Source organism: Aeribacillus sp. FSL K6-8394, from assembly GCF_038008865.1.
GTDB classification, from domain to species: Bacteria; Bacillota; Bacilli; order Bacillales; family Aeribacillaceae; genus Aeribacillus; species Aeribacillus composti.
Genome location: NZ_JBBPAA010000004.1, coordinates 43,299 through 66,473 on the forward strand (window position 1 = coordinate 43,299; position 23,175 = coordinate 66,473).

Genomic DNA, 23,175 nt, shown 5'->3' on the forward strand with positions numbered 1-23,175 from the left:
TCCCTTCTGAAACAAATTTGCTTAGGTTAGAACTTCGGCAGCGCCTCGACTGCATCAGCCAAATCACTATAGCTGTCTTTTAAGTATCGAGACGTCGTGGCAATATTGCTATGTCCGGCAAGCCTCCGCACTTTCTCGATATCGTTGTTCGTCGCCTTTAACATCCACTTGCAAAACGTATGTCGGAACATATGTGGAGTTAATTTTTTATTCGGCAGGCTGTAGCTTTCGATCATTCGCTGAATGCCTCGGACCGAAAACTTCGGCGAGCGTTGGCTGTAAAAGACGTATGGCGATGCGGCCACATGCGGTTTCTTTTTCGCCATTTCCGCACGAAACTTCAGCCAATCCTCGAGTTCTGCCAGCAAGATATTCGAGATCGGTACCGTCCGAACCTTCATCCCCTTTCCCACGATCCGAATTCGTTTCATCTCTAAATCTAAGTCCGTCAATTTTAAGTTTGATAACTCCTCTACTCGCAATCCTGCATAGGTAAGCAGGTACACCACTGCACGGTCCCGACGATATTTCTCTTCAGGATCGACTCCCCGGCTTTGCACCGGTTTTTTCCGCATCCGATGCAATAAGTCCTCGAATTCTTCTTCTGTGAGCCACATGATTTTTTCGTTATCTTCATCGGCTGATTTTAAATCCTGGATGTCTTTCATTGGGTTCTGTTCAATCTTATGGTGTTCCACCGCCCACGCATAGAAGCTTCGCAGCGAATTCATACGGCGATTGATCGTAGAGATAGCCAACGGTTTCCCTTCTACCGGATTCAACATTTGCTGAATCCATTTGCGTATGTCGGCCGACGTGACGTAATCGCCTGGACGAAGATGCAAGTCTTTCAAAAACTGATTCACGTCATTGAGATAGGAGATCACGGTGTTAGGAGAAAACCCCTTCTCTTGCAAATATGTTTCATATTCGTGCAGCATCTTTTTCATCCTTTCACTTATACGACGAGTTTAAAAGGATTCGAAGAGCAAATAATCGCTTCGAAAAATAAAATTATATGACGAGTATATCATAAAAAAGACGAGATTGTTAGACATATAATGTATATTATATGTCTAGTTTAATCATATAAAAGAGACAAAGAAAAACCCAGTTTCGTTTTGTCAGATATCGATGAATGCAACATATTGTCAAAGTCTATTATTTTTTCCAAAAATCGTCCGTTTAAAATTCCTATGTTAAAGCCGATGATAAAATCCCCAATATAGCCGGAATAGAATTCCCCACTTACAATAGAACCATAGTGTCAATGAGAGGAGCTATGGTTCATGATTACGAGAGGGGAATTTTTTATGATCAAAGAGATGTATGAAAGGGGAATGAGTATTTCCGATATTGCGAGGGAGTTGGGGATTGATCGAAAAACAGTCCGAAAATATATTCACTCTAAATAGTCGATATCTTATGTTAATGTTATTGTATAAATAACTGTAGTTGAGCAATTTTCATTACAATAATTACCATGTAAAAAGAGACAAACGGAGTACCCCTTATGCCACATGAAGCTGTTTTTTAACGACATCAATGGGAATATCTTGTTTCGCTGCATCGTAAATAAACTCCACGAGGCTATGTCCTTTCTTCTTTCGAAGGAAGTCAAGCCCGGTAGAGAAATCGCTGTTGGATTCGACCATACTGTACACATAAGCGAGTTGCACCAAGATCCAATACCGTTTCACCGCCCGAACCTGACGAACACGGTACCCATCGAGCTTCAGCTGGTCTTTCGCTTGTCGAAAAAAGCATTCGATCGACCAACGCTGGGCATAGTAGCGCAAGATCTCTTCATCGCTTAGCTCCCGGTCGGTGCTCAAGACGCAGTGAAGATGTTCAGGTGTCATCGGCTGATCGGCTTTCCAAGCCAACAACACAACGGCATCATCGAGACCTTTCAGCGCTCCCTCGTAGCGATACACGCGATAACGCTCTTCTCCCACCGTGACGAGATGGGTGTCTTCCGGTTCGATGTAGCGTGCAAACTGCTTGGCTTGGATCGCAATGCCTTTTGGATAGAGAACCCGATTCGTCTTGAGCATCGCAATGACGTGGAATCCTTTTTTCAGGCAGGCTTCCACGAGTGTTTTCGATGGGTACCAAGAATCCATCAGCACATAAACAGAACCGTGCACATCCAAAGAAGAAAGCATCTCGATGGCCCATTGACCCTTGCTTTTCCCATCCGCCTTGTCGTAGAGGCGAAACGCAAAGGGAAAGGCTTGCGTCATCGTATGAACCATGAGCCAGACGAGAGAGTGTCCCCAAATCGACTTTTTGTCCGCGTGAGAATAATGCCAATTACACCCTTCAATAGCGTGTTTCGCCTGTGACGAAGGCTTCGTTTTTCGGCAGATCGTATCATCGATCGAAACAAAAATGGGGTGATTCTCTCGCTTGGCCGTTCGTTCCACATGACGAAGCATCCACTGCTGGAGTTTGCGAAGCAAGATTTCTTCATCCCAAGGGCTTTTCGTGAAAAAATGGCTCAGTGTCGTTCGATGGTTGGGATGAAAGCTCTCGTGATGCAGATCGGTCAAGGTTCCCGCAAATCCTTTCGTTGTCAGCGCATCGATAATATGAATGAGATGCTTCATGACCGGCTTAGAGAAATAAAGGGCCAGCCCCAACATTGCGAAAAACTTGTCGATTCCTTGGTGATGTGGTAGTCTATTCATGAGACATGAACCTCCTTGAGAATGGTTTGGTGACACATCTATTCTAATCAAGGAATCGGGTTCATGTCTCCTTTTTTGTTTTGTATGGATGTAAATTTATGTTAGTGAATTTGCTCATCTACAGATGATAATTTACAGTTAGGATTTACAAGAAATTCTTAACTTCATGGAGATAACTGATTGGGAGCCTGCTGTTCCATAATCTTCCTGACTTTCCGATGCGTCTACAAGTTGATTTTAAACATAATCAGGATGGTTTCCTCACATTTTCTGGACTTTTAGAAGTATTTAATAAGACTACCCCTCCAATTATTAATACTAAGCCAACTAATGTAATGATACTAAATGGATCTCTCCATAACAGTACACCAATTAACGCTGTTAAAGCTGTGCCCATCCCTGACCAAATAGCGTAAGCTAAGCTTAACGGAACTGTCTTAAGACATAATGATAAGCAATAAAATGATAATCCAAAACCAACAATCACTCCAATGGATGGGAATAAATTTGTAAATCCTTCCGACAATTTAAGCATTGTCGTACCAAATATTTCGCTGAAAATGGCCATTCCTAAAGCTATATAACCTTTCATACGATTACCTCCGACTCTCAAAGAGTTAATGAGAACTACTGAGTTTCAAAACAATAACTCCACAAATGATTAGAACTAAACCTAAACATTTTTTAAGATTAATACTTTCTTTATAAACGATAACACCAACTAATGCGGTTAAAGTCGTACCTACACCTGACCATATAGCATAAGCCGTACCCAGCGGTATTGCTTTAAGAGATAAAGATAGGAGGTAAAAAGCTGCACCATATCCAATTACTACTCCGATGGAAGGGAACAACTTTTTAAATCCGTTTGATACTTTTAGCATCGAGCTCCCAAACACTTCACTTATGATGGATACTGCCAAAATTACATATGCATTCAAAATGAATCCTCCCTCTATAAATGTTGATATATCAACGGTTGTAGCCGTTTCAGGGGTGTCAAAAAAATATTTTTCGACAAAGTTCCTAACATTATTTCTTAAATATGTGTATATCTTACATTGACTGGGTACGCTTCGCGGCCACTACTGGTTAAATTTGGTTGTAGTGGGGGAAGCGTATGGGATGCACCGTGGATCTCTGCATCGCTGATGATGACGAACCCTCCCATGTCTCTTGGCATCCTTGCGCCTACATTCCTTCGTTCGGTCTAGTCATCAGGCAGAGGCCGGCTAAGCTCCTTTAGGGACTCAAGGTCGAATGGATGATATCGCGCCAGCTTCTCCGTGTCATCCTTGTTGTCTAGAGAATCGAGACTATAGGCATCAAGCAGCCGTTTCGAGGCCAAAGATGTCCTGCATCATTCGCTTCGCATCGAACGCTTGGTGCTTCGTACATACAGCGTGCAATACCTTCAATAATTTTCCGCATAACACCACAATCGATTGCTTCTTCCGCAACGGATTATCAGGACGTGTCGTGTAATAGTCGTGCAGCTGCCGAAACGCTTCGTTGTGGCGGATCATCGGCATCATCACGCGGAAGAGGAGGGCGCGCAACCGCCTTCTTCCACGCTTGGAGATCCGTTTTTGCCCTTTGTGTTGGCCGGAGGAATGTTCCCGCAGCGTCAGGCCCGCTAATTTGATAAGCTGCCGCGGATCCTGATAATGGGAGAAACTCCCGATCTCTGATAACAGTTCTACGATGGTCGCATCGCCTAAGCCCGGAACGGTCTTCAGCCATTCGTATTCGACGGAGGTTTGAACTAGTTCAATCAGCTGTTCTGTCAATGCCTCGATCTCTTTTTCCAGCTGGCGATATCGGCGGACAAGCGTGGCAATTTCGATACGGGCCATCTGTTGTCCTTCCGTTACGCCAATGGAGTGTTGGGCCAATTCCATCAACTTCTTCGCTTTCGGTTTTTGTGGCGATTGTAATCCCTCACTTTGCCGGTAAAGGGCCAGCACCTCTTCCAGCTCTTTTCCTGCCAGATCACTCGGAAATGGCGTATATTCCAGCACCGCGAGCGCCATTTTCCCAAATGACGGGAAGACTTGGGAAAACTCTGGAAAATATCGATCAAGCCAGCGAATCATTTGATTTCGAATCGCTCCCTGTTCTTCCACCAATTTGGAGCGAAATGTCGCTCCAACGCGCAGTTCGGCCTCCATCCCTTTCAGAATGCGCGGATAGCTGAATCGGCCGTCTTTCACTAACCGGGCAATGACGAGCGCGTCTTTCGCATCATGCTTGGTTGGAAGATTGTCGTCCAGCTCTTTGGAGCGCTTCACGTGCATCGGGTTTGTCATGACGAGAGGAATGCCCTTCTCGTCAAGAAAGTAAGCGAGATTGAGCCAATAATGTCCCGTTGGCTCGATGCCAACGATCACTTCCGTTTTTTCAAATTCCTCCATCGCTTTCACGATGCACTGGTACAACCATTCCAACCCTTCTCTGGATTGCGGAACGGGAAACGATTTTTTCAGCACCCTCCCTCGCTCATCCACAAAGCAGGCGTAATGCTTCTTTTTCGCGATATCCATGCCAACGACGAGCGTTTGATCGGTGACTTGATTAATCTTCTTGTTTGAGATAGAATTCATGTATAGTCCTCCTTGGTATCCAAATTAGGGGTCAATTCGTGCGATTGACACCCCCGAATCATACCAAGAGGGCTTTTTTTATTCAAGTCCCCGAAAAAACTTCTAACAGGAATGCTCCTTTTTTGTCATATTTATTAATTGCTGGAATACTTTTTCACGTAATTTGTCATCCAAGGGAGCTATATTAAAAAATTCTGAGTAATAAAGACCATCTATTGCTAACCGAATAATAGTTGCTGTTACAGGGTTTATACCATCCTGATCCACTTTGTTTTGCATAAACTGATAAATTTGGGACATACTTTTTAATAAATCTGGACTTAACATAGAAGCAGCAATTATTCCCACATATAACTCGGCGTTATGTTCCAGATCCTTTTTTGTTACCTCAATTAAAGCACGGCACCATTTACCTTTTTCTAATGGGTCTTTCTTAGCCTGATCCTCAATTAGCGTAATGAATTCTTCGAAAATATATTGTGCTAGTCCTATCAATAATGCTTCTTTATTTGGGAAGTGATATAATAAACCGCCTTTACTGATTCCCGCCTGTGTTGCCACAGAATCCAAAGTTAATTCATTAAAACCATTTTTGAGAATGAATTCTTTTGCAGATTTTAAGATATGCTGACGCTTTATTGTAGCTTTTGATTCCACATGCCTCACTCCTTAAAATAACCGTCTGGACGGTTTTATTATACCGTCTGGACGTTTTTTTTTCAAGACGGTTTTTTTTCAAAACGAAGAAAAGCCAAGCAAGGATCAGGCATGAAGCCTGACTGTAAATTAGCACATTATTTCAGAATCCCTTTTTCAAATTATTTCAGGCGTATTCGGAAATAATGTGCAAAATTAAACTCATTCCATTCCTCACGAAGAATACCCATTCGGATGGAATCATAGTATTCACCATTATAGTAGCGGCATTTTCTCATTCTACCTTCTAATCGCATTCCCAATTTTTCCGCACATCTGATCATTCGTGGATTTCCAGACCAAGTCGTCAGACCCACTCTCTCGATGGTTAGATTTTCAAAGAGATACTGTAGATGAGCAATTTTCATAACAATAATTACCATGTAAAAAGAAACAAACAGGGTACCCCTTATGCCACATGGAGCTGTTTTTTCACGGTATCAATGGGAATATTTTGTTTCGCTGCACAGTAAATGAACTCCACGAGGCTATGTCCTTTTCTCTTGCGCAAGAGATCGAGCCCATCAGAAAAATCGCTGTTCGACTCGAATAGGCTGTATACGTAAGCAAGCTGCACCAAGATCCAGTAGCGTTTCACCGCCCGAACCTGACGAACACGGTACCCATCGAGCTTCAGCTGGTCTTTCGCTTGTCGAAAAAAGCATTCGATCGACCAGCGTTGGGCATAGTGGCGCAAGATGTCTTCATCGCTTAGCTCCCGGTCGGTGCTCAAGACGCAGTGAAGATGTTCCGATGTCATCGGCTGATTGGCTTTCCAAGCGAGCAGCACCACCGCATGGTCGAGACCGTTGAGCGCTCCTTCGTAACGATAGACGCGATAATGCTCTTCTCCCACCGTGACGAGGTGAGTGTCATTCGGTTCGATGGAGCGGGCCAACTGCTTCGCTTGGACGGCAACGCCGTTCGGATAGAGAATCCGGTTCGTCTTGAGCATCGCGATGACGTGGAATCCTTTTTTCAGACAAGCTTCCACGAGCGCTTTCGATGGATACCACGAATCCATCAGCACATAAACGGGACGGCGTACATCCAACGAAGAAAGCATCTCGATCGCGAGTTCCCCTTTGCTTTTTCCCGCCGTCTTGTCGTAGAGGCGGAAGGCAAAGGGAAACGCCTGGGTTGCAGTATGAACCATGAACCAAACAAGAGAATGGCCCCAAATCGATTTTTTCTCTGAGTGAGAGTAGTGCCAATCACATCCCTGAATCGCGTGTGTTGCCCGTGACGAAGGCTTGGTTTTTTGGCAAATCGTATCATCGATCGAAACAAACAAGGGTTGATTCTCCTGTTTGGCGATGCGTTCGACACGACGAAGGATCCACTGCTGGAGTTTGCGAAGCAGTGTCTCTTCCTCCCACGGACTTTTCGTGAAAAAATGGCTGAGTGTCGTGCGGTGGTTCGGATGAAAGCTCCCATGATGAAGATCGGTCAATGTTCCCGAAAAGCCCTTCGTGATCATCGCATCCACGATATGAACGAGATGCTTCATAACAGGTTTTGAAAAATAAAGGGTCAACCCCAACATCGTGAAAAACTTGTGAATTCCTTGATGATGTGCTAATCTATTCATGAGACATGAACCTCCTTGTGAATGGTTTGGTAGCACATCTATTCTAACCAAGGAATCGGGTTCATGTCTCCTTTTTTGTTTCGATGTAAATTTATGTTAGTGATTTTGCTCATCTACAGTAAATAATAAAGATTTATGGAGGAATTCAATATGAAAGTATTGGATTTAATTATCGATTTTGTTAACCGTCAGGATACATTTATTAGAATAGGATTTTATGTAGGGGCATCTTTTATTATTTTATTAGCAGGGTATTTAGTAGGAGGATTTATTGCTAGAATAACGGGGTAGGGGAAAGAAAGATGATTTGGGTTGTTGGTTTGATTTTTTTTATTGTTACTGTATTAAGTATTATCTTTTATTTTAAATGGAATGACAAAAAATATCTGATTTTAGGTGGTATTTCTCTTTTTCTAACCTCTTTTGTTATTGGTTATATAAGTAGTTAGTGGAGTTTTGTTTTATGGACTGTTCGAACGCAACACGATGGAATTTACTGCTTATAATCTTGATTATGTTGCATTCCAAGATTGAAAAAGTTTGTCTTTGCGCATTTTTAGGCCGTTGTATTTAAAAAAATGCAACAGGCTAAAAATGCGTTTTATTTTTTTACCTCCTTCCCAAGTACGCTCCTTCCTTTGCCTCACCCCATTATAATTTTTGCTTGTTAGGCGCGTAAAGGGTCTGCGCTCTTCGGACGGCTTAGGGAAGCCAAGTCGGCTAACCAAGCCTAAAAAGCATCGCTTTTAAGGCTTGCTAAGTCATTGGGCTTCCCACAAGCCGTCAACGAATCGCTTGATACTTCGTATGCTCCACTTCGTTCCGCACCCTTCTACCCACCTTCGCGCAAAAATTCCCCCACCGGCAAACAAAGAAAGGAGTGTTCAACCATGGAAAAAATCTACGAAATCCAACGCATCAAACAAATCGTTCAGGAGGTGGAAGAGCGATACAAAATCCGTTGTCCGGAGGATGCAGCAAAAGTGGCAGCACACTTCATCGGCGACGACGACAGAGAAGTGTTCTTCGTCATGTGCCTCAATACCAAAAACGAAGTCGTTGCCGTTCATCGCTGCCATATCGGTTCTCTCAACGCATCCATCGTTCACCCAAGAGAAGTCTTTAAGGCAGCAATCCTCAATAACTCAGCTAGCATCATCGTCGCACATCAGCATCCAAGTGGTGACGTAACTCCATCGAGAGAGGATGTTGAAATGACGAAACGGCTAGCAGAAGCCGGAAGGATACTAGGGATTGAAGTTCTCGATCACCTAGTCATCAACTACAAAGCAGAATACACTTCCCTCAAAGAAAGAGGGTTCTTTTCCTGAAGGAAGGTTTTCCTCCTTCCTTCTTCTTTTTCTTTCTTTCCCTTTCTCCATTTTTGAATAGCATCGAGCTTTTCAAAAATGGGCTGTTTTAAAGCGTTGCAATAAAACAGCCATTTATTTTAGGGAAAATGTTGTGATATACAACATTTTATGCTATTATTGTAGTAGCTTACAACAAAGAGGTGGATTAAATGAAAAATACTACACAAAAGATCATCAATCAATTTCCTCAATTAAAACCTTTACTGGATGAATCCAATAAAGAAGTATTGAAAACTTCCTCAACATTAAGTGAGTTAGAAAAAACATTTTTGCAATTGGCTCGATTCTTTGAAAAACATGAAGAAGCATTCTCGCTCCAATTACTATATCAGCACCTTGAAGATGAATGGCTGGAATTTGCGTTGCAACTAATCGTGGAGTTTTTCAGAAACGAAACGTATTTGATTAAAAACCCTAACTTCTCGATCATTAGAGACTCCCAGGACTACTACACCCAAAGTGATTTTGCGCGCTATCTAGAGGATAAAGGAATTCATTTCCCCCAAAACAAGATTGCTGTCTATCGCAAAAGAGGAAAGTTTCCAAAGGAAGACTTAGTAGTAGCCGGAACGCCATACTGGTCAAAATATACCGTTGAAAGCTTTGCTAAGCATTTATTGGAGCAACAGAAGAAATGATCAGGGAAAAAATATAGCAAAATTTTGATTGAACAAAAGGGGATACGTTTTAAAAAGCCATAAATGCCCTTTAGAGACGTTTTTCCTCTTCCGAATATAAAACCATTACTTTGTTATTTAAAACGCGTTATACGCCAATCTGAAAAGCCGTTTTTTTTAAAGGGGGCTGAAAAATTCAGGATATCTCCCCTTTTCGCCTTCCGTGAAAGTATCGCTCACAAGTCCACTACAAAACCATGAAAAAAGAGGGCCAATGCCCTCTAGATGACGAAATACAAATCATTCACTTTTCCTTTATCTTTCATCTTCACCCTTATTTTTTTTGTTTTCTGTTTGTCGATAGCGGCCTGAAGATAAAGACTCAACAGCAATTTTCATTTCCTTATCGCTTGTGGCCACGTACCTCCTGGTCGTATCTAAATCACTGTGACCCGCAAGATCGGCAACATAAGTAATAGGAAAACCTTTTTCAATAAGATCATGGCAAAAAGTGTGCCGTAGCACATGCGGTGTAAGTTCTTCAATTTTTAAGTCATGTCGAATCTTATTAAATAAGTTATTCACGCCAGATATGGTTAGATTGCCGCCTTTCTGAGAGACAAAGACTTTATTTGTATTCGTTTCTTTGGTTTTCCTTTCGCTTATCCATAGACTTAGGGCATGTTTTAGATCGCTGTTCATGGGAATACGTCTAGCCTTACCACCTTTACCATCACGTATATTGATATAACCATTTGCGAAATCAATATCCTCTAATTCCAGCTCTACAACCTCACTGACCCTCATTCCAGCGTGAAGCATACAGTAGATGATTGCTCGATTTCTCGCATAGCGCCACGGATTTTTCTTTTGCTTTTCCTTATCGTCAATGTAATGCAAAAGTTTATTTTTCTCAACACGTTCAAGCCAACGCGGTGATAATGGTGTTTGTTGTTTTTGTACTGAAAGAGAAGAAGCCGGATTATCTTTAATAATACCGGTATCATAAAGATACCGGAAATAAGCCTTCAGGCTCTCAATTTTGTTGTTAACGGTAGAAATCGTGAGTTTTTTCCTTTCCCCTGTTTTTGGATTTTCAATACGCGCAATATTTATTAAATAGTTCTTCCAGTCCTGGAGATCGATAGCAGACACATTTTTGGGATCGAAGGGAACTCCACCCGTCATTCCTTCGTACCATTGTTGAAATTCTTTTAGTACGGTTTTATAGCGACGGATGGTATGTTCACTTTTTCCTTGTTGCTGTAACCAATGAATGTATTTTTCCAATTTCCCTTCTCTCCTTTTGTAATTAATTGCCAGATATTCAAAATCTAAAAATTGTGATAATCTATTAGCGGCGGTTTCCTGGCAGGAGTTCGGCATAACGCCGATCTCTAATTTTCCGTTTGAGCGCTCTTAATAATCCAGGAGCCGCCTTCTTCATCTCCATATACCCACATTCATCTTTACCTACCTTTCTATCCCTCTTGCATTCTCAAATAACCTCATTAACTGTCTATCAGGCTCTCTGTTCACAATTGCTTTCTTTAATACATTAACTAAAGGCTGAATGTCAGTAATGGATCGTATTGAAGCACTTAATAATTCTTCACGATCAATTCGGCTCCATTCAAGAGAATATCCATTTTTAAGCGCTAAGGAACGAATAAACTCACGTTGTGTTCTTCCGTTTCCTTCTCGGAAAGGATGCAATACGTTAATCTCGGCCAAATAGTATGCTGCACGTTCGGAAAATTTTTCGAAGTCGTAACCCTTCAAATGCTTTTCATTGGCTAATTCCTTAAACAGCTGTTTCGCCGATTCCTCAATAAACTGTGCATTAGCAAAAGAAAAACCGCCTTTCGCAATGTTTTCATCCCTAATCTTTCCGGCAAAAGGATAAATGTCGCTAAAAAGAAATTTGTGTATTGCTTGTAAGTGTTTTAAATCAAACTTTCCATAAATCGGTTTTAGATATAGCTTTGCCAATCGTTCACCTGTAATAATACGCTCTAATGTTTCGAGTTTTTTAGGATCACGAATATTGAAATTATTGATCAATACTTCGGTCCCTGGATACCAGTATTTTGATTGCTTTGATTGCATCATTGGTTTTCAGCCAACTCTCTTGCTTTTTTTAGAAAGGTTGCTCGGCTAATATCTCCACTCAATGCAGCTTTAATTAGTTTTTCTTCTTCTTCAGTTATTTGCAAACCTTCAAAACTCAACGACGCTTTTACCTCCGGCAAAATTCCTTCAATTTTTTGGTTCATTGTATTCTTTTTCATAACAATCTCTCTCCTTTTAAAAAAATAGCCGAATTATCTTTCGTTTTTCTATTATATATTCTACCGAATTATCTCTCGTTTTTCAATGATTTCTAATAAAAAAACAGAAGATAATTCTTATTATCTTCTGTTTTTAGCAGCTGCAAATATATGGTATAATAGAAAGGCAATAGAACGGAAGAACTCAAGGGTGGGTCGGCATTGTACCCCTTCATATGAAGAAAGGGGGTGATGCCGATGACGGTATTTGAAGCGTTAATGTTTGCGATTGCTTTCGCAAGTCTCATCGTTTCAATACTGTCTTTCAACCAAAAGAAATAATCCACCCTTGAGTTAACGGCCGGTCGGGTGGATTATTTCCTCTCCGCTGCCGATCCCCCTTGTAGGGAACCGTTCTATTGCGAAGGACCGAGGGTGTTGCTGCACCGTCGGTCTTATTTTTATTTATATGGAGCTTCTATATATATTATACATGTTTGAATGATGAATGTATAGGTCTATTCGCTCAAAGGTGACTTCGCCAAACTAAAAATCAAAAATGTTGTAACTTACAACAATAGATGTTATAATAATTGTAGTAAGTTACAACAATATAGAGAGGGAGTCAGTATAAAATTAGTGAAAATCCAATTTTATGTAGAAAGGAGAGAAGGCGATTCCTCTCCAACTTTCGCTAACGCTTAGAAGTTGGAGTCTCCTCGCCAAGTTGTGATGAAAACTTGCCCGTACTGTGGAAGTGGGGTACAAAATCACCAACATCGTTATTATTGCGGCTTTTGCAAAATGAAGCTTGATCGAAACGAAGTTCAGGAGAACGGGAAAAGAAAAAATCTCCTTCCTCAACAGCACCCGACGATCGAAGACGCTAAAAAACCCACTCCTGAACTGATGAAACTCTCCACTGTCGAATTGCTTTACCTTCTTAAATTAGCTCGAAAAGAACGATCAGATACGTATAACAACCGGTACATTTTCATTCAGGCGATGAAGCAAGGAGCAAAGGAATTTTCCGATGCAGAACAATACACGTATAAGGAGTATGAGTACTGGACACGAAAATGCTTTGTCATCGAAAACCTCATTCGTGAACGAATCGGATTCATCCCTAAAAAAATCAATAAAGAGTTTATCCAAAACATGATGCAACGGATGCAGCAACCCGTGAAAGACATGAACATCCAGCCTCCCAAAAAAGAAGTGGAGAGGGTGAAATGATCGCCCCTCTCCACTTTTTTAGATGTTGTTGATCGCTGCTTCCAACTGCTTGATCTGTTCATTCAATTTTTTCACTTGTTCATCACGTTTTTTCACGTCTTTTTCATTTTTTTGCACCTGTTGCACCTGCATTTTCAAATCCTCGATTTGTTTTTTCTTCATCTCGAAATCCTGGACTTTCTGGCTCAGTTCAGGAGATTCCGCAGCCAATTTTTTAGCTTCATCCATTCTTCCCAAATGAAGATATGCGCTTAATAATTGGTTTTCCCGTCTGTCGGTCATTTTCACTTTGTCTTTTAATCGGACTACATCTTCCCATTTCTTATCTAAAAAAGCGACCTCGAAATTAACAACTGGATTATCAATTTTACTTTGCAGCGTTCGTAGATCGTCGTACTTTTGATTACTAACTAAGTCGTTCACGACTTTTTCTGCATATTCCGGCTTCAGCTTAATGGCTTTTTCGGGCTGTCCTGTCTCTTCATATAGACTCAACATCACTTTTTGGTCTTTCTTGCTTAGATTGTCATATCCGTATCGCTCTAACTGATCTAACGCTTCTTGTTCATTACCTGTTAATGCTTTCTGATAAACACCGACAAGCTTACTGGATGGAATGACTTCTGTTTGTTCTTGTTTAGCTTTTGCTTCTTCAGGTTTAGAAAAATCAAATGCCCCTGTTGAGTTTCCAATGAGAATGACAAAAGCGAGTGCCGAAGCAGAAAGATACACGTATTTATTATCCCAAATCGACTTTTTCTTTTCATATGGTGCCGAAAGATTCGATTTTTTCTTGGAGAAACGCCAGACTGGCTGTTCAACAGTAGCAGCCGTTTCTTTTTTCGCGTTCCACTTTTCCTTAAAGGCCGTAAGGACGTTGGATTTCGGCTGCTCTTTTTTCTCCTGTTCTAACTGACGTTCAATTTCCAAAATCGTATCTTCTACAACTCTCCCGATTTCACTAACAGATTTTCCGTGCAAAATGTTTTCCGCAAAACGGATGACGATCTCCCGTTGATCGATGAAATCAATCCGTCTTGGTTTCCCTAACACACGATGAAGCGTCGTCAAAGCCAGGATAATCGTTTCTTTTAGTCCGTCCACTGCATCTTGCGATACATGAATCGGGTGTTTATCGAACCCAAAGAGGAACGTTTTGATTTTTCCGTCCGTCAAGTCCACAAGAAGGCTATTTTTATCCCACAAAACTGGTATCTGTTCAATATTTTTCGCCAGTTCGACTAACGAACGAAGATAGTATAACTGTTCCTCAAACGGGAACTGCCGAATATAGTGAAAAGCCTTCATTTCCTCTAACTGGAACGTAAAACAGAAGCGATTTCGTACTAATTCGAGGTTGTTTGCAAACAAGTAATACGGGGAGTCCATTAGTTCTTTTCCTTTTCTTCGATATGCCTCTTCCAATTCATCTAGTTCACTGGCTTCTGTATATGCAATTGGAATAAAATACCGAAGTTCGTTTTGTTCCACTTCGACCTCGCCATATTTATTAATGGTGAATTGTTGCATGATCGATCTCACCTCACTCATTGAATATTCAGCTCTTCTTTGACTTCTTGTTCTATCTCCTTACGGTTGTACTCGTCATAATAGGCGTCCTCATCTTTTTTCTCCAAGTCCATTCCGATCAACATTGGCGCATCCAAAATTAAAATTTCTCCATCCGTCGTTTTAACGAAACGAACAAACGACTCTAACTCCACATCCTCTGGGGACGTATCAGACTTAACGATATATTTAATTGGCAATCTCAATTCATGAACATCAATGTACTTATAATAAATTTCTTTAAATTCATCGCCTAATTGAAAGCGATCTTTCCGAAGAATTAATCTACTGTCTTCTTTAGCATTATCATCAAATTTAGTGAGATTTGTGAACGAAGTTTCAGGATGAATCAACTTTTGTTCATCTGCCTTTTGGCTTAACTCCGCACGAACTCTCGCATTGTCTTCATCACTAAAAATGGAGCGACCATGAAATTCAGTGAGAAGAACGATAAATTTTTCAGCTTTTTCCTTTGCGATCTGACGATCTTTTCGAGTAAAGACGCTTTTTGCTTTTTCTTTCGAATTGTCTTCTTTCGCCTTTGTTTTTTCCTCTACCTTCGTACTTTGTACTTCTTTTTGATCGTTCTGACATCCAAACAGGAACATCAATGAAACAGCCGTGCCGATTATCATCCATTTTTTCATGTCTATCATCCTCCTTAGCGTCTAGCGTCTCATGGCTACTCTGGCGATGGTTTTCGCTCCTGACATTACAGAACGTGCTGAACCGGTGCTGAATCCCCATTGACCTAAAAGGGATGGCAACGTCACAGCGAGAATGAAAAAGGCGGTTCCGATAAACAAATTCGTTGTGTCACCGAAATACTGCGGTCTCTCAAAAAAGCGTTGCAGTCCAATGGCCGTAGCGATCAATTGTAACGCCAGCGTGAGAAACGCGCTGATGAATTGTTTGAGCCAGAAATCAAAGAAGTTAAAAGTATCATTGACTTTCGTAACAATAGCGATCGGGCCGATAATATACAAGATCGCAACGAGGGCGATGCGATAGAAAAACTGAAGTGTTAGAACCACTAGAATGATTCCAATATCTAATACTGTAATGAAAGCAAATACCCCCGGAGAAAGTAATATATTGGAGATCATGTTTTCGACCATTTTTTCTGTTTGTATCGTGTCAATGATCGCAGTCATGAGTTTTTCTTGGAAGTTTAGAATCCAGTGGATAATTGATTCGTACAAGAATAGGAACACACAGATCACGAAGATGCTTACGAGCTTTTCATTCATGACAATCGGTCCGTCATCTGCATCCGCCATGCGAAGGCTCATAATTTTTGTCATACTAAATACGATAAAAATCGCCAATACCGTTTTTGACAACGTGAACAATCCGTCCTGGTATCTTTCATACAACGGATTCTGGATGATGTCTGTTGGAGAAATGACCGTCTTTTTCATGATTTCTTTAATGAATTCCAACGCCGAAACTCCCGTTTCAAAGATGAATTTATAGATATGGCAAGTAACCTGAAATTTTCCGCACTCAATCGATTGACTGTCGTCATCGTAGTTTTTCAGAATCTCGATATAAGCACTTGACGATCTATTCTCGTCATCTGAGTTTTCCGGTTCTTCAAAGAACATTTTGTTTTTTTCATAAAAATCTCCTGTTTTCGCCAAACTTGACGTTGGAAAGATCACCAAGGACAACAGAAACGCAACGACTAGGACTCGAACAAATTTAGCCAAAGATTCTCCCCCCGATCTCTAGCAAAAGTAAAATGAAGATAAATAAGAGAACCGTCCACCCTACCGTCAATCGATATTGATACTCCCGAATTTCTTCTTCCGTCATTTCTGTGCGATACGTGAGGAAAAACTCTCTTTTCTTTCGCTCCACCGGTTTTTCATACAGCTTAAGTACAAAAGAGAAAAAACGATCGTAGACAGCGAGTATTTTTTGCGTAATCTCGTATATCTGTCTACGCCGTTCCGGCGTCAGTTTCACTTTTCCTCTCCCCCTTTTCTTTAATTTGCTTGACCAGCTTTCTGCAGCGCTTCTTCGGCTTGTTTCCGTAACATTTCATCCCGGCTGTCTTCAAGCAAAGCCATATCTATATGATCGACTTTCCATTCTCCGGAGTCTTTCACCCAATGAGAGTTGACCGTTAATGTATGAATGTAGTCATCCCCGTATTTATTAGGATCTCCTGTTTCATATCGGACCTGTACGATGGCATACGATTCCGCCTCATCATCTTTATTTTTCTGCTTTTTTGTGAACAGCTGATGAATTTTAAATTCGTTTATTTTCGCCATGTTTTTTTCTGTTGGTTCTCCATACTCTTTCAGGCCAGCTTCATATCGCGCCAGTTGTTCTCCGGTCAGATACTTTTTATGTTTCCCATAAACCAACGCTTCGATAAAATCCTCTGATCGTTGATTCAGCTTTTCGATATCTTGATACTTCTCAATCTTTTCCTTTGCTTCCTGAAGGTCCGTATACAAGAGGAAGCTAAAGCTTCCTGCAATCAATAGAAGAACGATTAACACAAGGTTAGTAACGGTGATTCTCATTCATCTTCCTCCTTCTTTGCTGGCTGGAAGTACGTCATTGGGTCTACTCTTTTACCATAGATGCCGTCTAGCTGAACCTCAAAATGCAAGTGGTATCCCGTTGAGGAACCGGTTGTTCCGCAAGTACCGATCTTCTGTCCTTTCTGCACCGTGTCTCCTACGTCTACATCCACATGTTCCATGTGGCCGTACAAGGTGAATATATCGCCGTGGCTGATAATGACATGGTGTCCGTATCCGCCACCATATCCGGACTTCACGGACACTACAATTTGCCCCCCATCGGCTGCATAAATTGCATCACCTCGCGAACAAGCGAAGTCTATTCCCTTGTGGAATTCCGTTCCGCCTCCGAACGGATCACTCCGATATCCAAAATTGGACGTGATGCTCATCGAACCGGTAGGCAGCGCGAATTCTCCTGTCCCCATGACTTCGCAGTTCATCGAGAGGCCGCCTAGTTCATTTGCGATATTGGTGACTACTGGCACCCAATTCGCGTTTAAGTTCGAGGGGTCATTATTCGCTCCAATTGGAGCGTACTTTGCCCCAATCTGTTGAATCGTTACTAATCCTTGAGATATATACACTCGATAGAGGTTTCCTGCCATAAAATCGATGCCGTCTTCCAGACTATCAAATACTTTCAGCTTTCCAGTGTTCGGGTCCATAATACCACCAGGATTGTTTTTGTTTTTCACGGCAGGGGATGTTCCGTATCCTGTTTCATGCAACGCAATGGCGATAAGTAGCACGGGATCAATGCCGTATTTTTCAGCTGCGTTCATAAATACTTCTTTTTTTCCAGTGAATACTCCGGCGTTAGATAGCACTTCTTCAATCCTTGCTTCATCCACTTTTCCCTTCGTACACATTGCTACTCCGCCTGAGATATTGGAGAAGCTCTCTTCTTCCCCGAAAATAGCGTTACTGATGGCACCAATGAGTACGACGATAAACAGAACTCCAGCCCCGATCCAAATCAACGGACTTGCTTTCCAAAGAAGTAGAGAGCGTATGACATCTTTCATACGATCAACTCACTTCCGTTCAAACCATAGTTGTTTTTCAACATCCGTTAGCTGCACTTCCAATTTGATTTTTTTCGAGCCGACAAAATAGATGCCCTTACCTGCTTGTTCGTCTTTTCGCCCCTCAACGACCGTTAATGTCGTTCGTTCCTCTTCAGAAAATTGATGTCCAAGTTCTTTCTCCAAGAAGTTGATTTCTACTTCTTGCATCGGGAGATATAAACGTTGAATAGCTTGTGAAATGACAGCTTCCCCATAGTTTCGTTTATCGTCTTTCGCGGACAGAAAGTCTTTAATCGACTGGGTAGCAGGAGTTACACCGCAATTAAACGACCGCAATACTTTCATCATGAAATACACATATTCCATCGCCAGAGGCACTTTTGGGTCAGCGATGATATGCGCCTCGTCAATATACACTTGTGTTGGATGCCGGTCACCGTTCAAGATGTCATAGTTGATATGAGATAATAAATTGAAGTACACTACTCGTTGTGCTTTTTCCCGGTTTTGGAGGTCAAAAATATCATAAGCAACAAGTGGATTCGACACATCCACGTTGGTATGCCCATTGAACACTTTGGCAAACATGCCTTTCGCATAAGCGTGCAACGTGGTATGGAAGTCCCTTACGTGCTCATACTCTTCAGGGGTTGTTTCCTTGATTTCTTCAAGAAAATGATAGAAGTCTTCCATGATCGGAACGTCCGTTACTGCTAATGCGTTTACGTCTGTTTCTTCCGTGATGCCAAACTTGGCGTACAGCTCAATTAATAACTTCGACAAGACATCTTCCTGCAAATCTGTCATCTGCGGATACATGAGGCGGAACATCGTCAACAAGGTGCTGATTTTAGCGATCAGTGGATTTCCTTCTTCTGTTCCATGTTGATTTTTCGGGATATCAAATGGATTGATGATGTTCCCGCCTTTTAGGCTGATTTTCACCCACTCACCGCCAAGTGTACGAAATACCTCCCCGAATTCTCCTTTCGGGTCGATCACAATGATTCTTCGTCCTAACATGTACTTCCGCATCATATCTTGAAAAATGTAAGTGGATTTCCCAGAACCGGAAATCCCAATGACAAATTCATGGCGGTTTAACAATAAATCATCGTCTACGATTACCACATTTCCGGTTGTCATGTTTCTTCCCTTGATGATGCCTTTCTCGTCGAAAATCTCATTTTCATGAAACGGAAAGAAATAAGAAACGGCTTCCGCATTCATCGGGCGATATGTAAAGTCATATACTTTGTTTTTGCCGATTGGCAAGAAGCTGTCAAAAGCGTCTTTCATTCTTGTAGTCGGCGTGAGTGTTTTTGAAAATGGGCCGACAATGGATTTCACCTGTTGAGTCAACGCATCCAATTCTTTTAGGTTGTTTGCGACAATGTGAATCAGCATTTGAAACATGAACATTTTTTCGTTCTTGAAACTTAGCTGATGGAGCAACATTCTAGCACTGTCGATCTGCGCTTGTGCTTCAGCTTTTCCTGCATCATTGACGTATTTGGAATATAGTTTTTGACTGTTTTGCTTAATGCTCTCCGATAGATGTCTCCGCACTTCTGAAGCATCGTACTCTGTGATATACTGAATGACGCTAATGTTATCACTCAGATCATTTAGGCGTTGAACATATTCCTGCACAATAATGGACGAATACTCTACAACCACAAGCGTTCGGGTATAGTTCGTACCCGAACGGACATAACTCTCTTTTTCTTCGATACTGTCAGGAGAAAGCAAATTCAAAATATGTTCATTAGCGTTGTAATACGATTCCTCCAAACTCTCTTCTTTCTTTTTTCGAAAAAAAGGAAGTGTAAGTCTCATCGTCTTTCCCCCTGGCTTAAATGATTTTCTCCGTTACTTCTTTCTCCCATCTCTTTTTCATCTCTCTATATGTCTCTTCTCCCAGCGTGATTGGGAATGTACTTGTTTTGATTTCCGCATTGACTTGTGCATTTTCGTAGTCAACGCAGGTGTAGATGAGATGGAATAACTCTTCGTTGTTTAAGATTTCTGCTTTCAGCTGAAAGCGACCGCCGAGCATATTCTCGATTTGAGAAACAAGGATTTTTGCCTGTCGATCAAGTTCCTCCAAGACACTGTCTCTGTTCTGCACCGTGAATGGTTTGGAAATAATGACATAACGGTTTCGGGACACCATGTTCTTGGATTTTTGGATGTTGTCAACGAAATTGAGATATCCCGCCGACAACAACTTTTTTGATATATCTCCTTCTTGGGATGTCTTCTCTTGGATGAACATGAAGTAGTTTTTTAGGTTGACTGGTTGTGCGATTTGGCTGATTTGGAGCGTCAGATTTTTTGGAAGGTCGTTGAGGAACGTTTCGTATGCTTGAAAAATCATGCGTTTCTCTTTGTTATTTAGCAACGAAAGATTAATGCTCGACACTTTAATCACTTTAACTAATCGTTTGTCCGTTGTTTCGTAGCAGTCGGAATAAATGTTAGAAATGCCAAGCTGTTCACGAACATCTTTTTCCTTCTTCTTTCCCATCAGATCACCCTTTGTGTAAACAAACAGTTTTTGACGGTTGTTGTACTTGATTCGCCAAACAATCCGGTGTTCGAAGAACGAAATGTTCTTCCGATCGGGATGTTGAATCGTCAGCAACAGCAAGAACGTCGCCCATGGCGCGAGGCAGACAATCACGTTCTGCGAATTAATGCCGATTCCCGTTCGATGGATGATATACAGTGCCACAATGCCAGCAATCAATAACGGAAGGGAGATCAGCACGTCTCGATAACGAATGAAAGAGAGTAAATACTTTCGTGTATCGACGTTTAAGGGCAACTCCACTTTACCCTCTTCTCGCAACTGTTCCTTTCGTTCAGCGATCGACTGTGTTTCGTATGCCAAATTCATTCACCCCTTAGAGGTTGTTTTGGAAGTAGTAAACAATCGGGCGGGCAAGCAAGAACACAATCAACCCAGAGATACACAAAAACAACCCCCGTTTGAACTTTGCTTGATTTTCTTCTCCACCAAATGCCGCCAATAGGCCACAAACAAGAATCCCAATGGCGAACAAGGTGATAAATGTAGACGTTATGTCTCCGAACAAAGAATTCAATAGCCCTCGAAGTTGGTCAAACACAATAATTCCTCTCCTTTCCAAATATGGATTATTTTTTTTATTTTGATTATATGGAAATTATATCATAATCAAGAAAAAATGTAAATAAAAATAGCGAATTTTCTCGCTATTTTTGTAAATTTCACAAATTGAAATCCTCACAGATTTGCAAAGCGACTAAATGTAGATAAAATTGCCTAGTCACGTTGATGTCACTACTTTTTTTATCTAGCATTTTTCTGGCGAGCGCATTCATGTTTAGATGCAGATATTCTCGTTTCTTTATTTGGAACGGGCGTATCTGCACATTCTTAGCCAAGAGATAATACGAAAACAAGAAACTCATTGCAATAGAGTTAGATTTGCAAAAATCAGTTATTTTTTTTTTAAGCTCCTCGTCCATATTGGTGTTGATATAGTCACGACTTAAATCGTTGTTTTTGGCTTCTGCTAGATCTTCGGAAGAGTCTAGGAGAAACTTTTCACTGTTTTTTTGGAAATAATCAGAAATCAAACATCCAAAAAAAGTTCTTTTTGATAAACCAAAACGATCAATTTGTTCAATTTTTCGCGCCATTTCCTCCGTCAAAAAAATCGTCGTCTGGGAATCAAGATTGATCTTTTCTCTCAACGCTTCCAGTTGCTCGAAACTATATCCTTTTTGCAGAACTTCTGCCAAGGCAAACGCGATAACGTTCCTCTTGCTTGTTCCCATTTGTTCGGCAATCTTCCGAATTAACTCATTGATTTCGCGATTGATGGAGATCGTCAATCTCATACCAATATACCCAACCCTTCGCCTTGAATTTTGACTAACTTTAAGTCCAAAGTTAATCTAAGTATATCAGTTTCCAAATGCATATACAATATTTACCTGTTTAATAGCGTACGAGATCACATAAAAATCGCTACATAACGCGCCCAAACCATTGTATAATAAGGAAAAACTATGAAGAAGGTAGCTGATAGCGCTATGTCAGACAAAATCGCGTTTTATTCGAAAGACGTGTCGGATAATTTGGAGATTGCCTCGTCAACTTTACGGAAATGGAGCGCCATGCTCGAAGACGCCGGGTACCCGTTTAAGAAGAACGACAAAGGACAGCGTCTCTATTACGAAAAAGATATCGTCGCCCTACGACATTTAAAACGACTCACACAAGACGAAGGAATGTCGCTTGAAAACGCGGTAAACGAAGTCGTTAAGCGTGTCAAGGAAACGGAGGAAATCGCTCAAGAGCTAGACGTACCTAGCGATATGACGCGCTATGACGACAAGCTAGATCAACTAATCGAGCGAATCGAGCGCTTGGAAATGGTGAATCGTCAATTGATTGAAAAGCTCAACGAGCAGCAACTCTACATCAACCAACGACTGGAAGAACGCGACCGAAAACTCATGGAATCTATTCGCGCCATTCAAGAACAGAAGCAGGCCGCGTTGGAGACAGCTGCGACAACGGAGGACAAGACAACGGAGGACAAGACAACGGAGGACAAGGGGACAAAAAAACGGGGATGGCTGTCGAGAATTTTTGGAAAATAGACCTTGTCGCGACTCGAAGATTAGTAGTACAATAGAGACAACATAATAGAACGGGACAAAATAGAAGAGCTTTCGAAGCGCGTTGTAGTCGGATTGGGGGTCCGCTACAACCGTCTGCCGTACTCACCCTACGGCAAACACCTGCTCGAAAGCTCTTGTGTTAACATATTTATGCCTTGTCTTCATTTTAATGCATAAATGTGTTTAACGCAAGAGCGAAACGCCTGGAAATTTTCGTTTTTCCTCCGATGAGAGCGTGTTTGCCTACGTATAAACGTACGGCGGCACGCTCTT

The 23,175-nt window shown here is 41.5% G+C and carries 26 protein-coding genes and 2 pseudogenes; 7 read left to right on the forward strand and 21 right to left on the reverse strand.

Features of this window, described 5'->3' with window-relative positions; translation table 11 throughout:
• Window positions 1-26: 26 nt before the first annotated feature.
• Window positions 27-941, reverse strand: coding sequence for a tyrosine-type recombinase/integrase (locus NSR00_RS17495; RefSeq protein ID WP_340790024.1), 915 nt, complete (start codon window positions 939-941; stop codon window positions 27-29).
• 348 nt (window positions 942-1,289) lie between these two features.
• Here NSR00_RS17495 and NSR00_RS17500 point away from each other — a divergent pair.
• Window positions 1,290-1,409: pseudogene (locus tag NSR00_RS17500) on the forward strand (helix-turn-helix domain-containing protein); the annotation flags it as partial.
• A 102-nt stretch (window positions 1,410-1,511) separates the two neighbouring features.
• On the opposite strand, the gene NSR00_RS17505 reads toward NSR00_RS17500, so the two are convergent.
• From NSR00_RS17505 to NSR00_RS17535, 7 genes and pseudogenes are all read right to left on the reverse strand, one after another.
• Window positions 1,512-2,693, reverse strand: a complete 1,182-nt coding sequence (locus tag NSR00_RS17505; protein ID WP_108898838.1) for an IS701 family transposase — start codon at window positions 2,691-2,693, stop codon at window positions 1,512-1,514.
• A gap of 247 nt (window positions 2,694-2,940) precedes the next feature.
• Entirely contained in the window at window positions 2,941-3,285 is a 345-nt protein-coding gene (locus NSR00_RS17510) for a DMT family transporter (RefSeq protein WP_089096854.1), read from the reverse strand.
• A gap of 25 nt (window positions 3,286-3,310) precedes the next feature.
• Window positions 3,311-3,634: a DMT family transporter gene (locus NSR00_RS17515; protein WP_340790025.1), complete on the reverse strand. Its 324-nt coding sequence runs from the start codon at window positions 3,632-3,634 to the stop codon at window positions 3,311-3,313.
• Window positions 3,635-4,018: 384 nt separating this feature from the next.
• Window positions 4,019-5,296 carry an IS110 family transposase gene (locus NSR00_RS17520; RefSeq protein ID WP_340786644.1) on the reverse strand — a complete coding sequence of 426 codons (1,278 nt, stop codon included), beginning with the start codon at window positions 5,294-5,296 and terminating at the stop codon, window positions 4,019-4,021.
• Between the two features lie 102 nt (window positions 5,297-5,398).
• Window positions 5,399-5,953 carry a TetR/AcrR family transcriptional regulator gene (locus NSR00_RS17525; protein ID WP_340790026.1) on the reverse strand — a complete coding sequence of 185 codons (555 nt, stop codon included), beginning with the start codon at window positions 5,951-5,953 and terminating at the stop codon, window positions 5,399-5,401.
• 161 nt (window positions 5,954-6,114) lie between these two features.
• Window positions 6,115-6,336: pseudogene (locus tag NSR00_RS17530) on the reverse strand (GNAT family N-acetyltransferase); the annotation flags it as partial.
• 65 nt (window positions 6,337-6,401) lie between these two features.
• A complete protein-coding gene (locus tag NSR00_RS17535) occupies window positions 6,402-7,583 on the reverse strand; it encodes an IS701-like element ISBsm1 family transposase (protein WP_062678816.1) in 1,182 nt (393 codons plus the stop codon).
• Window positions 7,584-7,733: 150 nt separating this feature from the next.
• On the opposite strand from NSR00_RS17535, the gene NSR00_RS17540 reads away from it, so the two are divergent.
• From NSR00_RS17540 to NSR00_RS17550, 3 genes are all read left to right on the forward strand, one after another.
• Window positions 7,734-7,874 carry a hypothetical protein gene (locus tag NSR00_RS17540; RefSeq protein WP_012749540.1) on the forward strand — a complete coding sequence of 47 codons (141 nt, stop codon included), beginning with the start codon at window positions 7,734-7,736 and terminating at the stop codon, window positions 7,872-7,874.
• A gap of 599 nt (window positions 7,875-8,473) precedes the next feature.
• Window positions 8,474-8,914, forward strand: a complete 441-nt coding sequence (locus tag NSR00_RS17545) for a JAB domain-containing protein (protein ID WP_289666603.1) — start codon at window positions 8,474-8,476, stop codon at window positions 8,912-8,914.
• Window positions 8,915-9,105: 191 nt separating this feature from the next.
• Window positions 9,106-9,594 (forward strand): hypothetical protein, encoded by a 489-nt coding sequence (locus tag NSR00_RS17550; RefSeq protein WP_340790034.1) that lies wholly within the window; start codon window positions 9,106-9,108, stop codon window positions 9,592-9,594.
• 294 nt (window positions 9,595-9,888) lie between these two features.
• Here the strand turns inward: NSR00_RS17550 and NSR00_RS17555 are convergent, their stop codons facing one another.
• The 3 genes from NSR00_RS17555 to NSR00_RS17565 all read right to left on the reverse strand — a co-directional run bounded on the left by NSR00_RS17555 (window position 9,889) and on the right by NSR00_RS17565 (window position 11,864).
• Window positions 9,889-10,863, reverse strand: a complete 975-nt coding sequence (locus NSR00_RS17555; protein ID WP_042385840.1) for a tyrosine-type recombinase/integrase — start codon at window positions 10,861-10,863, stop codon at window positions 9,889-9,891.
• 183 nt (window positions 10,864-11,046) lie between these two features.
• The gene (locus NSR00_RS17560) at window positions 11,047-11,685 is read right to left on the reverse strand and encodes a Fic/DOC family protein (RefSeq protein ID WP_042385843.1); all 639 of its coding nucleotides are present in this window, start codon (window positions 11,683-11,685) and stop codon (window positions 11,047-11,049) included.
• Complete coding sequence (locus NSR00_RS17565; RefSeq protein ID WP_042385846.1) at window positions 11,682-11,864, reverse strand: hypothetical protein; 183 nt, start codon at window positions 11,862-11,864, stop codon at window positions 11,682-11,684. The genes NSR00_RS17560 and NSR00_RS17565 overlap by 4 nt, the downstream gene beginning before the upstream one ends.
• A gap of 237 nt (window positions 11,865-12,101) precedes the next feature.
• Here NSR00_RS17565 and NSR00_RS18205 point away from each other — a divergent pair, with 237 nt between their 5' ends.
• Both NSR00_RS18205 and NSR00_RS17570 read left to right on the forward strand, forming a co-directional pair.
• On the forward strand, window positions 12,102-12,185 hold the full coding sequence (locus NSR00_RS18205) for a putative holin-like toxin (protein WP_353391810.1): 84 nt from the start codon (window positions 12,102-12,104) through the stop codon (window positions 12,183-12,185).
• 462 nt (window positions 12,186-12,647) lie between these two features.
• Window positions 12,648-13,079 (forward strand): hypothetical protein, encoded by a 432-nt coding sequence (locus NSR00_RS17570; protein ID WP_340790040.1) that lies wholly within the window; start codon window positions 12,648-12,650, stop codon window positions 13,077-13,079.
• An 18-nt stretch (window positions 13,080-13,097) separates the two neighbouring features.
• On the opposite strand, the gene NSR00_RS17575 is transcribed toward NSR00_RS17570, so the two are convergent.
• The 10 genes from NSR00_RS17575 to NSR00_RS17620 all read right to left on the reverse strand — a co-directional run bounded on the left by NSR00_RS17575 (window position 13,098) and on the right by NSR00_RS17620 (window position 22,113).
• Window positions 13,098-14,609 (reverse strand): hypothetical protein, encoded by a 1,512-nt coding sequence (locus NSR00_RS17575; RefSeq protein WP_340790041.1) that lies wholly within the window; start codon window positions 14,607-14,609, stop codon window positions 13,098-13,100.
• Between the two features lie 17 nt (window positions 14,610-14,626).
• The gene (locus NSR00_RS17580; protein WP_340790042.1) at window positions 14,627-15,295 is read right to left on the reverse strand and encodes a hypothetical protein; all 669 of its coding nucleotides are present in this window, start codon (window positions 15,293-15,295) and stop codon (window positions 14,627-14,629) included.
• 21 nt (window positions 15,296-15,316) lie between these two features.
• Window positions 15,317-16,360 carry a conjugal transfer protein TrbL family protein gene (locus NSR00_RS17585; RefSeq protein ID WP_340790043.1) on the reverse strand — a complete coding sequence of 348 codons (1,044 nt, stop codon included), beginning with the start codon at window positions 16,358-16,360 and terminating at the stop codon, window positions 15,317-15,319.
• A complete protein-coding gene (locus NSR00_RS17590; RefSeq protein ID WP_340790044.1) occupies window positions 16,353-16,619 on the reverse strand; it encodes a hypothetical protein in 267 nt (88 codons plus the stop codon). Before NSR00_RS17590 ends, NSR00_RS17585 begins: the two co-directional genes overlap by 8 nt.
• 20 nt (window positions 16,620-16,639) lie before the next feature.
• Window positions 16,640-17,188: a hypothetical protein gene (locus NSR00_RS17595; RefSeq protein WP_340790045.1), complete on the reverse strand. Its 549-nt coding sequence runs from the start codon at window positions 17,186-17,188 to the stop codon at window positions 16,640-16,642.
• A complete protein-coding gene (locus NSR00_RS17600; protein WP_340790046.1) occupies window positions 17,185-18,219 on the reverse strand; it encodes a peptidoglycan DD-metalloendopeptidase family protein in 1,035 nt (344 codons plus the stop codon). The genes NSR00_RS17595 and NSR00_RS17600 overlap by 4 nt, the downstream gene beginning before the upstream one ends.
• A gap of 9 nt (window positions 18,220-18,228) precedes the next feature.
• Window positions 18,229-20,061 (reverse strand): VirB4 family type IV secretion system protein, encoded by a 1,833-nt coding sequence (locus NSR00_RS17605; RefSeq protein ID WP_340790048.1) that lies wholly within the window; start codon window positions 20,059-20,061, stop codon window positions 18,229-18,231.
• Between the two features lie 16 nt (window positions 20,062-20,077).
• Complete coding sequence (locus NSR00_RS17610) at window positions 20,078-21,124, reverse strand: hypothetical protein (protein WP_340790049.1); 1,047 nt, start codon at window positions 21,122-21,124, stop codon at window positions 20,078-20,080.
• 7 nt (window positions 21,125-21,131) lie between these two features.
• Window positions 21,132-21,356, reverse strand: a complete 225-nt coding sequence (locus NSR00_RS17615) for a hypothetical protein (RefSeq protein WP_340790050.1) — start codon at window positions 21,354-21,356, stop codon at window positions 21,132-21,134.
• 121 nt (window positions 21,357-21,477) lie between these two features.
• A complete protein-coding gene (locus tag NSR00_RS17620; protein ID WP_340790051.1) occupies window positions 21,478-22,113 on the reverse strand; it encodes a hypothetical protein in 636 nt (211 codons plus the stop codon).
• A gap of 195 nt (window positions 22,114-22,308) precedes the next feature.
• Here NSR00_RS17620 and NSR00_RS17625 point away from each other — a divergent pair, with 195 nt between their 5' ends.
• A complete protein-coding gene (locus tag NSR00_RS17625) occupies window positions 22,309-22,881 on the forward strand; it encodes a MerR family transcriptional regulator (RefSeq protein WP_340790052.1) in 573 nt (190 codons plus the stop codon).
• Window positions 22,882-23,175 lie beyond the last annotated feature (294 nt).